General features: G+C 44.5%; 12 protein-coding genes. 8 read left to right on the top strand and 4 right to left on the bottom strand.

Annotated elements, in window-relative coordinates; translation table 11 throughout:
• Window positions 1-30: 30 nt before the first annotated feature.
• Together queE and queC are read right to left on the bottom strand one after the other, a co-directional pair.
• On the bottom strand, window positions 31-681 hold the full coding sequence (gene queE, locus MAR181_RS09610) for a 7-carboxy-7-deazaguanine synthase (RefSeq protein WP_013796395.1): 651 nt from the start codon (window positions 679-681) through the stop codon (window positions 31-33).
• A 95-nt stretch (window positions 682-776) separates the two neighbouring features.
• The gene (gene queC, locus MAR181_RS09605) at window positions 777-1439 is read right to left on the bottom strand and encodes a 7-cyano-7-deazaguanine synthase QueC (RefSeq protein ID WP_013796394.1); all 663 of its coding nucleotides are present in this window, start codon (window positions 1437-1439) and stop codon (window positions 777-779) included.
• A gap of 184 nt (window positions 1440-1623) precedes the next feature.
• Between queC and MAR181_RS09600 the strand changes: the two genes are divergently transcribed.
• The 5 genes from MAR181_RS09600 to cysS all read left to right on the top strand — a co-directional run bounded on the left by MAR181_RS09600 (window position 1624) and on the right by cysS (window position 6836).
• Window positions 1624-2580: a bifunctional helix-turn-helix transcriptional regulator/GNAT family N-acetyltransferase gene (locus tag MAR181_RS09600; protein ID WP_013796393.1), complete on the top strand. Its 957-nt coding sequence runs from the start codon at window positions 1624-1626 to the stop codon at window positions 2578-2580.
• Window positions 2577-3308, top strand: coding sequence for an AzlC family ABC transporter permease (locus tag MAR181_RS09595; protein ID WP_013796392.1), 732 nt, complete (start codon window positions 2577-2579; stop codon window positions 3306-3308). The genes MAR181_RS09600 and MAR181_RS09595 overlap by 4 nt, the downstream gene beginning before the upstream one ends.
• Window positions 3305-3628 (top strand): AzlD domain-containing protein, encoded by a 324-nt coding sequence (locus MAR181_RS09590; protein ID WP_013796391.1) that lies wholly within the window; start codon window positions 3305-3307, stop codon window positions 3626-3628. Before MAR181_RS09595 ends, MAR181_RS09590 begins: the two co-directional genes overlap by 4 nt.
• Window positions 3629-3774: 146 nt before the next feature.
• Window positions 3775-5448, top strand: a complete 1674-nt coding sequence (locus MAR181_RS09585) for a glutamine--tRNA ligase/YqeY domain fusion protein (protein WP_013796390.1) — start codon at window positions 3775-3777, stop codon at window positions 5446-5448.
• A gap of 5 nt (window positions 5449-5453) precedes the next feature.
• A complete protein-coding gene (gene cysS, locus MAR181_RS09580; RefSeq protein WP_013796389.1) occupies window positions 5454-6836 on the top strand; it encodes a cysteine--tRNA ligase in 1383 nt (460 codons plus the stop codon).
• 74 nt (window positions 6837-6910) lie between these two features.
• Here cysS and MAR181_RS09575 read toward each other — a convergent pair whose 3' ends face one another.
• Window positions 6911-7342: a universal stress protein gene (locus MAR181_RS09575; RefSeq protein ID WP_013796388.1), complete on the bottom strand. Its 432-nt coding sequence runs from the start codon at window positions 7340-7342 to the stop codon at window positions 6911-6913.
• A 63-nt stretch (window positions 7343-7405) separates the two neighbouring features.
• Between MAR181_RS09575 and MAR181_RS09570 the strand changes: the two genes are divergently transcribed.
• On the top strand, window positions 7406-7891 hold the full coding sequence (locus MAR181_RS09570; RefSeq protein WP_013796387.1) for a hypothetical protein: 486 nt from the start codon (window positions 7406-7408) through the stop codon (window positions 7889-7891).
• Between the two features lie 53 nt (window positions 7892-7944).
• Here the strand turns inward: MAR181_RS09570 and MAR181_RS09565 are convergent, their stop codons facing one another.
• Entirely contained in the window at window positions 7945-8709 is a 765-nt protein-coding gene (locus tag MAR181_RS09565) for a Tim44 domain-containing protein (protein WP_013796386.1), read from the bottom strand.
• A gap of 188 nt (window positions 8710-8897) precedes the next feature.
• Here MAR181_RS09565 and topA point away from each other — a divergent pair, with 188 nt between their 5' ends.
• Window positions 8898-11528, top strand: a complete 2631-nt coding sequence (gene topA / locus MAR181_RS09560; protein WP_013796385.1) for a type I DNA topoisomerase — start codon at window positions 8898-8900, stop codon at window positions 11526-11528.
• A complete protein-coding gene (locus MAR181_RS09555) occupies window positions 11525-11992 on the top strand; it encodes a DUF6586 family protein (protein WP_013796384.1) in 468 nt (155 codons plus the stop codon). The genes topA and MAR181_RS09555 overlap by 4 nt, the downstream gene beginning before the upstream one ends.

Genomic DNA, 11992 nt, shown 5'->3' with positions numbered 1-11992 from the left:
CTTATTTTATATCAGTCTAAATTTGGACAGCTAATCGATGTTGAGCATTTTATGTGTTTGTAGGCTCAGACGCCACCTTGGATGTGCTAAACAATAATTTAAAGTGGCTGCCTGGGTGTCTTGTAGTGGAATTTGGTTAGCCGTTAAGTGGCTTTGATCCATAGGCTGAAGGTAAAAATGATCAAAGGCCAGTGTTTCAAATTGGTTTGGTAGTAAGTGGTGTTGTGGATACACCAACTTCAACTCATTGCCTTTGGTGACCACAAGTGGTTTGTTGGTTTTAGGGCTCACGCAAATCCAATCAATCCCTTGAGGTAAAGGTAAGGTGCCGTTGGTTTCAATGGCAATCGTATAGCCTGCCTGCTTCATTGTGCTAATTAATGCATCGTCTAATTGAAGAGCAGGTTCGCCACCGGTAAATACCACATATTTGTATTCCTGTTGGGCGGGCCATAACGCGTCGAGGTGCTTGAGTAGTAATTCGGCTGAACGAAATTTGCCACCATTTTGTCCATCGGTGCCGATGAAGTCTGTATCACAGAATTGGCAATCCGATTGAGAGCGTGTTTTTTCTAGGCCTGACCAAAGGTTACAGCCCGTAAAACGGCAGAATAATGCTGGGCGTCCAGCGTGTGCGCCTTCTCCTTGCAAGGAGTAAAAGGCTTCTTTTACAGAGTACATGTGCTTACCTTGTATGCCTCGAAAAACAGTCGAGGTAGGGTTGTCACCTAATGACTTGGACGTTTGTGGAACAAAAGCCAAGTGTTAGAGCAAGTTTAACTTAATTCGTATTCTAGTGGGTCGGTCTGACCTTGTTCGGCAAAGGCTTCTAGGCGTTCGTTACAAGCACCGCATTTGCCGCAGGACTTTTCGCGGCCATTATAGCAAGTCCAGGTGTTTCCATAGTTCAACTTCATGTCTAAACCGGCTTTCAAAATCTCACCTTTAGATGAGTGTAAGAAAGGAGTAACAATGTCGACTGCTTGGTAGTTGGCAATCTGAGCAACCGCATTCATCGCATCGACAAATTCTGGTCGGCAATCTGGATAAATGTGATGGTCACCTGAATGAGCACCGTAATATACCTTGCCTGCCTCCAAAGACACAGCATAAGCAATAGCCATGGACAGCAGCACCATGTTGCGATTCGGTACGACAGTGGACTTCATGCTGTCACTTTCGTAATGGCCTTCAGGGATGTCTTCGTCACTGGTAAGAGACGAATTGGCCATCAAGCTGTTGATGGCGGTGATATCAACAATTTTATGAGGAATGTTTAGACTCTGACAAACCTGAGCGGCGACTTGCAGTTCTTTGCTGTGCTTTTGACCATAGTTAAAGGAGATCGCATAAACTTCTAGTCCTTGTTGGATGGCGGTGTTGAGCACAGTAAATGAGTCCATTCCGCCTGAATATACCACGACGGCTTTTTCTGACATTTTGTTTCTCCGATGGGAATAAATTTGGGGCGCAGTATAGCAGAGGTTGGTGGTGTCAAACGAGTGGTTAGCTGAGTTAAAAGCAATCTTTGGAGTTTTATATATGTAACCGGTTACGCAAATTTGAAAAACTTGTTATCATCCAGTTTGAAGATGGCTGTATTGCTTTATTAAGGAGGTGGATATGGAGCAGTTTGGCGTGCTGACATTAGGGAGTCGAATGAAGCGTTTAAGTGATTATCTTTTTGCGCAAGTCCAAGAGATTTATGGGTATTGTGAGATTCCAATCTCATCGACCTATTTTCCGATACTGCGTTTGTTGCAAGTTGAGGGAGCGTTATCTGTGACAGAAATGGCAGATCGTCTCCATTTGAGTCATCCAGCGATCAGTAAGCAAATCAGCAAAATGCTAAACGAAGCCTTGTTGGATAAAATTCAGGATCAGCGAGACCAGCGTCGCACTATGTTGACTTTATCATCAATGGGTCAACAGGCGATGGCGAAAGTGGAACCTGTTTTGTTGGAGATGCAACAAGTGTTAGAGCGCATGCTGTCCTTTTCAAGCGATGACTTTATGACGGCTTTGGTAAAGTTGGAACAGCAAGTATTAACAGACAGTGTAGCAAATAAGGTGTTGGATCGATTGTCTGACATCACGATAGTGCAATTAGAATCTGAACAGCATCAATTAGCTTTTCATGATTTGAATATGAACTGGCTTGAACGCTATTTTCCTGGGCAAATTAATAAACACGATTACGAGCTATTAGACTCTCCGAAGGCTTGGATGTCTCAGTATCATGGACAAATCTGGTTGGCTGTGTGTGAACGAGATGGAAAGGAGTCTGTGCTTGGTTGTCTTGCTTTTAAACCTCATCCTGACAAAGTGGGTGAAATTTTAAAACTCGCGGTTGCCGATCATTGTCAGGGTATGGGAATTGCGCAACGCCTGTTAAGTCATTGTCATAAAATAGCGTGTGCTCAAGGCGTGAAAACCCTGTATTTGGAAACGGCGAATTGCTTATTAGCCGCCAAGTCTCTGTATGAAAAAAATGGCTTTGTGGCTAAGCCTGTTCCCTTCACATCTTTATACAAAAGGGCTGACTTATATATGGAAAAAGCACTAGGAGGAAACCCTTGAATACGTTTGCATCCATCAAGACAGGTGTTGTCGCTTCCATTCCGATGATTGTTGGCGGTATACCTTTTGGTATTTTATTTGGTTCCTTGGCTTCCAGTTATGGCTTAAGCCCTTGGTTCGCCATTGCTATGTCAGCCATTGTGTTTGCTGGCTCTGCACAGTTCGTTGCGTTGGGATTAATTGCGCTCAATGCGCCGATATGGGTGATTGTGTCAACCACCTTTATTGTGAATCTTCGCCACCTTTTGTACGCCGCGGACATGGTGAAATACGTTAAGCATTTGCCTTTTTCGACGCGTCTGATGATGGGTTTTGGATTGATTGATGAAACTTACGCTGCCGTAAGGCCGCTGTATACGACAGGTGCCTTGAATGATAAAACGGGCCATAAAGCGTATCTTGGGTCATTTTGGGCTTTTTATCTTATGTGGAATGTTACCACTGTATTGGGCGTGTTGTCGGGTGAGTTGATTCCCGGCATGAGCGAGTGGGGGTTGGAGTTTGCCATGGTGGCGACCTTTATTGGAATTATTACGCCTTATTTGAAAAATCACCCTTTTTGGCTATGTCTCGTGAGTGCGGCGGTGTCATCTATTGTATTAGCAGATTTGCCGAATAATTTAGGTTTATTGAGTTCGGCTGTGATTGGCGTGTTGGTTGGTTACTTTGCTGAGCAGAGGAAGAGGCGTCATGGTAATGCAGTTCGGTTAGAAGGAGTTGACTCATGAGTGTCACGCAATCGCTTGTTATTATTTTGGGAATGTTTGTTGTTACCTTTGGGGTTCGTTTTGTGTTGCTGGCGCGAGCACATAAGGTGACCATGCCAGATTATGTGGAGCGAGCGTTAAAATATATGCCTGTGGCCGTGCTGACGGCCATTATTACCCCAATGGTGTTAATGCCAAGTGGTGAAATGGATGTGTCGCTTGATAACCCTTGGTTGCTTGGGGCGTTGGCCGCATTTGCTGTAGGCATCTATCGTCAGCATCAGTTGTTGACCATCGTCATCGGAGTCTTGGTGTTTTTTGTCGCTCGATATGCCTTGTAAGTTCACAAATGGATTAATCGTACAAATGTCAGTGGCGCAAAAAGAAATTTGCTGAGTCATCTCCCATACAAACTCAAATGCTATATACTTGCACGTTGAACAAATTTTCACAGTTAGACGAATATTTATCGGGACTTACATCAAACATGTCAGAAACGTCAAAACCAGGTAATTTTATTACCCAAATCATTGATAAAGATAATGAAACAGGCAAGCACGGCGGCAAAGTGCTGACTCGTTTCCCACCTGAGCCAAATGGCTATCTTCACATAGGTCATGCAAAGTCAATTTGTTTGAATTTTGGCTTGGCCCAGCGCTACCAAGGTCAGTGTAACTTGCGTTTTGACGATACGAATCCTGAAAAGGAAAGTGTTGAGTACATCGAGTCTATCAAACGTGATGTTGAATGGCTTGGATTTGAGTGGAAGGACGAGCCTAAGTTTGCCTCCGACTACTTTGGTCAGTTATACGATTTCGCTGTACAGTTAATTAAAGCTGGTAAGGCATATGTTTGTGAATTAAATGCCGAACAAATGCGAGAATATCGCGGAACATTGAAAGAGCCGGGTAAAAATAGTCCATTTCGTGACCGTTCTGTTGAAGAAAATTTAGCGATTTTTGAAGACATGAAGAAGGGAAAATACGCTGATGGGGAAGTGGTGTTGCGCGCGAAGATTGATATGGCGAGTCCAAATATCAACCTGCGAGACCCCATTATTTATCGCGTACGTCACGTTCACCACCATCAAACAGGTGATCAGTGGTGCGTATACCCTATGTACGATTTTACCCATTGTTTGTCTGACGCAATCGAAGGCGTGACCCATTCTGTTTGTACCTTGGAGTTCCAAGATCATCGCCCATTATACGATTGGGTGTTGGCGACTTTGGGCACGGTTCATCCGCAGCAAATAGAGTTTGCTCGCCTAAACTTGAATTACACTGTGACCAGTAAGCGTAAGCTAAAACAGCTGGTGGATGAGCAGCACGTTAATGGCTGGGATGACCCTCGTATGCCGACTATTTCAGGTCTACGTCGTCGCGGTTACACTGCTTTATCTATTCGCAATTTCTGTGAACGCATTGGGGTGACTAAATCGGACAGTGTGGTCGACGTTGGCATGCTGGAGCATGCGATTCGTGAAGACTTAGACGCGAATGCCAATCGCGCCATGGCGGTTCTTAATCCAATTAAAGTGGTGTTAACTAACTACCCTGAAGGCAAAGAAGAAATCTTCACGGTGAGTAATCATCCGAAGAATGAAGCTGCAGGTCAGCGCCAAGTGCCCTTTAGTAAGGAGCTGTATATTGATGCGGCTGATTTTGCAGAAGTGCCGCCTCGTAAGTGGAAGCGTTTAACGCTGGAAGGCGCTGTTCGTCTTCGTGGTGGTTATGTGATTACCTGTGATGAAGCGATCAAAAATGATGCTGGTGACGTCATTGAGCTACATTGTCGTTATGATGAAAATACCCTGGGTGTGAACCCAGAGGGTTATAAGCCGAAAGGGGTGATTCATTGGGTGAGTGCGAAGCATGCTGTTGATGCGAGTGTAAACCTATACGATCGTTTGTTTGATAACGAAGCGCCAGATGCAAATTACGAAGATAAGACCTTCTTAGACTTTATTAACCCAGAATCTCTAACCGTATTAACCAGTGCGAAAGTAGAACCTTCTTTGTTAGAAGCAGAGAAAGGCCAAGGCTTCCAATTTGAACGTGAAGGTTATTTCTGTCGCGATTTGAAGGAAGAGGGTTTGGTGTTCAATCGTACAGTGACCTTGCGTGATTCGTGGGCGAAAATTGAAGCAAAAGGAAAATAACGGCGATGCTGAAGATTTACAACACCCTCAGTGGGAAGAAAGAAATTTTCAAACCAATTGAAGAAGGTAAGGTTGGTATGTACGTGTGTGGCAACACGGTATACGATTTTTGCCATATTGGTCATGCTCGCGCCATGATTTCTTTTGACGTGATTTCACGCTTTATTCGTCATTTGGGCTACGAACTGAATTATGTCCGAAATATCACGGATGTGGATGACAAGATCATTAAGCGTGCGGAAGAAAATAATGAAACCACGCAAGCTTTAACTGAGCGTATGATTGCAGCGCAGCGTGAAGATGAATTACGTTTAGGTAATAAAATGCCTGATCGTGAGCCGAAAGCCACTGAATTCATGCAACAAATCATAGATATGGTTCAAGTCTTGATCGACAAAGGTTTTGCGTATCAGGGTACGTCTGGTGACGTCTATTATCGAGCTACTGCGTTTAAAGAATATGGCAAGCTTAATAATCGCAAACTGGAAGACATGCTGGCGGGTGCACGTATTGATGTAGAAACAGCAAAAGAGCATCCTGCTGACTTTGTTTTGTGGAAGCAAGCAAAAGTCGGAGAAGTGGCTTGGGAGTCACCTTGGGGGCTGGGTCGTCCAGGTTGGCACATTGAGTGTTCAGCGATGTCAACTAATTGCCTAGGCAGTCATTTCGATATTCATGGTGGTGGTCCTGATCTTAAGTTCCCGCACCATGAAAACGAGATCGCGCAATCGGAAGCGGCGACGGGCAAGGATTATGTGAACTATTGGATGCATTGTGGTGCGGTTCGCGTTAACAACGAAAAGATGTCCAAATCATTGGGGAATTTTTTCACGGTGCGTGATGTATTGGAAAAATACAACCCTGAAGTGGTTCGTTATTTGATGGTGTCTAGCCAATATCGTAGTCCGATTGATTATTCTGATCAAAGCCTTAACGAAGCTAAAGTGGCGCTGGAGCGCTTGTATACGGCGTTGCGCCAGCAGAGTGTTGCTGAAGAATGGGTTGCCTCAGAATATACGGCTCGTTTTGAAGAGGCGATGCAGGACGATTTCAACACGCCTGTCGCTGTTTCTGTGTTGTTTGAATTGGTCAGAGAGTTGAATAAAGCGAAAGCGGAAGAGAGTGATAAAGCGGCCAACTTGGCGGCGGAGTTGAAATCTTTAGCAAGCTTATTAGGTCTTTTGGATCAAGTGCCTGAATATTTCTTACAAAATAGCACCATTACGGCAGGGTTAGATGAGAGCGCGATTCAAGCCTTGATTGATGAGCGTACTCAGGCTCGCAAAGACAAAAACTTTGCACGCAGTGATGAAATTCGAGACCAGCTAGCGGATCAAGGGATTGAGCTTTTGGACAGTCGCGAAGGCACGACTTGGACAAGAAGCTAGCGCATAATATGCGGTAACGAAAGATGGAAGAAAGGCGATGAATGCATCGCCTTTCTTATTCTATTGCAAGTAATTTAGTCTTTTACGACCTTGATGGCGAGTACATCGCATGGTGCGCCATGAAGAACGCCATTTGCCGTGGAGCCAAGTAAAAGTGCTAATCCGTGACGGCAGTGACTGCCAACCACGATTAGATCTACCTGCTTTTCTTCTGCAATGCGATGTATTTCACTTTCGATACCACCTTGTGTAATGCAACATTCTTCAACGGGTGCATCAATTTGATCTTCAAGAATGGCAATGCGTTCTTTTGCTGTATCTTGAAGCTGTGCTTGAATGTCAGTGATGTCGATAGGGACGTCGCCGCCATAAGCGTAGTTGAGTGATTCAATAACATGAAGGATGGTTAACTTAGCGCCTGTTGCTTTGCATAAACCAACGGCTTTATTAGCCACCTTGATACTTTCATCCGTTAGATCAACAGCGAGTAGAATTCTGTTATACATCTAGAATACCTCCAGAGTTGGCTTGATATATTTATTATAGTTTAAAACGAAAGAGACACTAATATGACTGCTCTTATTGTTATTTGTATCGTCTTGTCTTTAATGGGTTCCGCTTTGTGGATTGTGCCACCAAAAAAAGAGCGTCAACGTATGGCTCTGCGTATGCATGCGCGTCAGCTTAACCTCACAGTCCAGCTTACATCAATTGACCTTCCTGACAAGTGGGATAAGTCAATGACACGCAAAAAAGTGGTAAGTTATTCTTTGTATCGGGCTAAGCCGCTGGAGGCTCTTGTTAAGCCTGTGTGGCTTTTGCCTTATGAGGTGTGGAAATACGATTCAATCTCGTCAGCTTGGTGGGCCAGTCAGTCGATAGCTCTAACCAATCGTGATAAGGCCATTTTGACAGAATTTGAAGGTCGACTTGAAGGCATTAAAATTCAAGCGGCCAGTGTCGATTTTTATTGGCAGGAGCAAGGCGATGAATCGAGCGTGGACGACATTGCCGAACTCTTGCAATCTTTTACAAAGTTGCCATTAAGCGTGTGATTCTGGATGAAACTAGTGATTTAAAAATCGTCCTTGCGTACGGAATACTTGAGCTATTTGGGTTTCATTGGGGCGTCAGGAGATTCCACGCTTTGCATGAGTTTGGCCAGCGCTTCCTCAGGATTCTCACTTTCTTTCATGGCCTCGATTTGTGGCGATAATATTTCTCTCATGCGTTCGGTGACAAAGGTTTTTAACGTGTTTTTCTCTGGTCTTTCTATGGCGTCAGATTTGAGGTGTGACAGGATGACACCATAGAGTGTTTGAGCAACACGGGTATCGCCATTGTCAAAGTTTTTGTTGGCTTGGACGATTTGACGGTTAAGCTGGATCCACAAGTTTAACCAGCGTAAATAGTCATAGCAGGCCTGATAGTGGGCATTACTAATACGACCTTTACGACGTAAATAAAGTAACATTTTGGCTAATTTGGTGAGTCTTTCTTTGTAGTTGCTTTTTTCCTGAAAGCTGAATAGCTCTGGTTCTGGGCTAAATTCAATTGGGTCGATATTGCGACCTTCTTCAGCGGTCGCGATACGAATTTCAATTTTTTCAGGATCGTCGGAATATTGCAGAAGTTCTCGAAGTGTGTCTAGATAGAAGTCATACAGAACATCAGAGGCAATAGAGTCGGTGTTGACGTCTTTAAGACCACGTATATGTTGTTCAACACGATCGGCGCGATTGGACAGTTGGAGTTGTTTAACTCGGCGTTCGGTGATCTCTTTTTCTTTTTGATGGGCGCGTGAACCAATAATGACTGATAACAGTACTATGATAATTAAAAACGCGATGGTTAAAATTTGCAGCGTAGCCATGATTGTCCTTTAGCAATGAATTCAGTATGTTAAATAAGAAATACCAAGTTCAGCAAGAATTATTATAGAAACAATACAGGGATCGCTTGTCATATAAAAGGTGTTTGCTTAATATCAGCGCCCCGAGAGATTAAACTTCGTGCAATTAGTATTTGCAGATCGACTTTATAAAAGGCTTACACAGTTCAATGGGAAAATCACTGGTAATCGTGGAATCGCCAGCCAAGGCGAAAACTATTAATAAATACTTAGGCAATGACTTTGTCGTTAAGTCGAGTGTAGGTCATATTCGAGACCTTCCATCGGGTAAAACCGCGACTTCGACGCCTCAGGAGCGAGCAAAGCAAGCCGCTTTGACGCGTAAAATGAGCCCAGAAGAAAAGCTTGAGTATAAAAGCCGTAAGTCTCGTAAGCAGCTAATTGCTCGTATGGGCGTCGATCCTGAAGATAATTGGCATGCTAATTATGAGGTGTTGCCCGGCAAAGAAAAAGTCGTCGATGAACTTAAACGATTGGCCAAAAATGCTGACACCATCTATCTCGCGACCGATTTGGATAGAGAGGGAGAGGCCATTGCGTGGCATTTGCGTGAGGCCATTGGTGGTGATGACAGCCGTTATAAGCGTGTTGTATTTAACGAAATTACCAAGAAAGCCATTCAGTCTGCCTTCGAAACGCCTTCCGAGTTGGATTTAAACCGAGTCAATGCACAGCAAGCGCGTCGTTTTCTCGATCGTGTGGTTGGCTTTATGGTGTCACCATTACTTTGGGCGAAAGTAGCGCGTGGTTTGTCTGCTGGCCGAGTTCAATCCGTTGCGGTACGCTTGATCGTTGAGCGTGAACAGGAAATTCGTGCCTTCGTTCCAGAAGAGTTTTGGGAACTGGATGCCATGTTATCGACCTCAAGTGATGACATGATTAAATTTGAGGCGGCGAAGTACCAAGGTAAAGAATATCGACCGGTTAATCAGTTGCAATCGGATGAGCATGTGGCTCGTTTACAAATGGCGAAGTACCTTGTTCAAAGTCGCGAGGATAAACCGACTAAGAGCAAGCCTTCTGCACCTTTCATTACCTCGACCTTGCAACAAGCAGCGAGTACGCGTTTAGGCTATGGCGTTAAGAAGACCATGATGCTGGCTCAGCGTTTGTATGAAGCGGGTTACATTACTTATATGCGTACCGACTCGACCAATTTGAGTGCTGAGGCGGTTGAGTCTTTACGTCAATACATTTTAAGCTCATTTGGTGAAGCTTACTTACCCGCCGATCCTATTCGTTACTCAAGTAAAGAAGGTGCGCAAGAGGCTCACGAAGCCATTCGTCCTTCTGATGTGAATGTGCGCGTGGATGATTTGTTAGGGATGGAAAAAGACGCTCACCGTCTATACGATTTGATTCGCAGCCAATTTATGGCCTGTCAAATGACGCCTGCTGAATACACTTCTACCACGATTACCGTGGTGGCAGAGGAATACGAATTTAAAGCGAAAGGGCGTATTTTGCGCTTTGATGGTTACACCAGAGCCATGCAAACGGTTGTGAAGAAAGGCGAAGATAATATCTTGCCTGATGTGACTCAGGGTGAGTTTTTAGATCTCAAAGAGTTGCTACCTGAGCAACACTTTACCAAACCTGTGGCTCGATTCAGCGAAGCCAGCTTGGTGAAAGAATTGGAAAAGCGTGGTATTGGTCGACCTTCAACCTACGCGTCTATTATCTCGACCATTCAAGATCGTGGTTATGTTCGAGTTGAAAATCGTCGTTTCTATGCAGAGAAAATGGGAGACATTGTCACCGATCGATTGGTTGGCAGTTTCTCATCCTTGATGGACTTTAGTTTTACGGCGCAAATGGAAGAGCGTTTGGATGAAATCGCTGAAGGGGATAAAGACTGGATTCAAACTCTGAATGCTTTCTATCGTGACTTTAGCAATGTGTTGGCAAAAGCGGAGTCGCCCGATGACGGCATGATGCTAAATGAGCCAACGCCGACGGATGTTGAATGCCCAACATGCAGTCGTCCTATGCAGATTCGTACCGCCAGCACAGGGGTCTTCATGTCTTGCTCTGGCTATGCTTTACCGCCTAAAGAGCGTTGCAAGGCCACTATTAATCTTATTCGTGGCGATGAAGCGGTTGCGGTCGACGATGAAGAAGGTGAATCTAAGGCGCTGATCAATAAGCATCGCTGTAAGATTTGTGGCTCTGCCATGGACAGTTATTTGATGGACGAGCATCGCAAACTGCATGTTTGTGGTAATAACCCATCTTGTACCGGTTACGAAGTGGAAGCGGGCAGCTTCAAAATCAAAGGCTACGATGGGCCGGTGATTGAGTGTGATAAATGCAGTTCAGAAATGCAGCTTAAGACGGGGCGCTTTGGTAAGTATTTTGGCTGTACCAATGAAGAGTGTAAGAATACTCGTAAGCTGCTTAAAAGCGGTGAAGTTGCGCCGCCTAAGATGGACCCAGTGCCTATGCCGGACTTGGCTTGTCAGAAGGTGGAGGATCATTACGTGTTGCGTGATGGTGCAACTGGTTTGTTCTTGGCCGCTAGCCAATTCCCTCGTAAACGCGAAACCCGTGCGCCTTATGTGAAAGAATTGATTCCATATATGGATCAAATTGATCCAAAATATCATTTTTTCGCAGATGCGCCCGTTGCTGATTCAGAAGGCCGTTCTACCTTGATTCGTTATAGTCGTAAAACCAAAGAGCAATACATTATGACGGAAAATGAAGGCAAACCAACGGGGTGGAAAGCTTTTTATGATGGCGGTAAATGGGTCATCGAAGAAGGTAAAAAGAAAAAATGATCAGCGTAAGTTATGCCAGTGTAACGAATCAAAGGCTTGATGCTGCAAAGCGTTTACTGGCACTTGCTCAGTCAAGTGACGAAGCTTGGCTGGTCAGTAGTCTTGAAGGCTCGGCTTTGTTTCAATTACGCAGTGCCTTCAATGGTTTGTTGCAAGAAGTTGCACAGAGTTATGCATTGTCTGATTGTTTGGATGTGATTACATTGGCCTCTGAAGCCGAAGCCAAGCAGTCTGTTGTACCGGTTCTGTCAGAGTTAAAGGACTTAATAAGTCAGTCTAGATCTTGGTGTTGCCAGCTTCTGAGTGCTTATCAGCAACAATTAGAGTGTCATTTGGTTCAATCATCTTTTGGCCGAACGGACCTTATTGGTTCTGGTGGGGATGATGGTGCCTCAATGCAATTGTATTTGACCAAGCTAACTGACTTGGTGTTACGTTTTAGAGAAGAGTCATCTGAGTATTAA

The sequence above is a fragment of the Marinomonas posidonica IVIA-Po-181 genome, assembly GCF_000214215.1.
Classification (GTDB): Bacteria; Pseudomonadota; Gammaproteobacteria; order Pseudomonadales; family Marinomonadaceae; genus Marinomonas; species Marinomonas posidonica.
The sequence above is the reverse complement of the archived record's forward strand: the minus strand, read 5'-3'. Positions and strand labels throughout refer to the sequence as shown.

What these genes read in the sequence shown, in the direction of transcription:
- queE (WP_013796395.1), bottom strand. Translation starts at nt 681, where the DNA reads ATGTACTCTGTAAAAGAAGCCTTTTACTCCTTGCAAGGAGAAGGCGCA.
- queC (WP_013796394.1), bottom strand. Translation starts at nt 1,439, where the DNA reads ATGTCAGAAAAAGCCGTCGTGGTATATTCAGGCGGAATGGACTCATTT.
- MAR181_RS09600 (WP_013796393.1), top strand. Translation starts at nt 1,624, where the DNA reads ATGGAGCAGTTTGGCGTGCTGACATTAGGGAGTCGAATGAAGCGTTTA.
- MAR181_RS09590 (WP_013796391.1), top strand. Translation starts at nt 3,305, where the DNA reads ATGAGTGTCACGCAATCGCTTGTTATTATTTTGGGAATGTTTGTTGTT.
- MAR181_RS09585 (WP_013796390.1), top strand. Translation starts at nt 3,775, where the DNA reads ATGTCAGAAACGTCAAAACCAGGTAATTTTATTACCCAAATCATTGAT.
- cysS (WP_013796389.1), top strand. Translation starts at nt 5,454, where the DNA reads ATGCTGAAGATTTACAACACCCTCAGTGGGAAGAAAGAAATTTTCAAA.
- MAR181_RS09575 (WP_013796388.1), bottom strand. Translation starts at nt 7,342, where the DNA reads ATGTATAACAGAATTCTACTCGCTGTTGATCTAACGGATGAAAGTATC.
- MAR181_RS09570 (WP_013796387.1), top strand. Translation starts at nt 7,406, where the DNA reads ATGACTGCTCTTATTGTTATTTGTATCGTCTTGTCTTTAATGGGTTCC.
- MAR181_RS09565 (WP_013796386.1), bottom strand. Translation starts at nt 8,709, where the DNA reads ATGGCTACGCTGCAAATTTTAACCATCGCGTTTTTAATTATCATAGTA.
- topA (WP_013796385.1), top strand. Translation starts at nt 8,898, where the DNA reads ATGGGAAAATCACTGGTAATCGTGGAATCGCCAGCCAAGGCGAAAACT.
- MAR181_RS09555 (WP_013796384.1), top strand. Translation starts at nt 11,525, where the DNA reads ATGATCAGCGTAAGTTATGCCAGTGTAACGAATCAAAGGCTTGATGCT.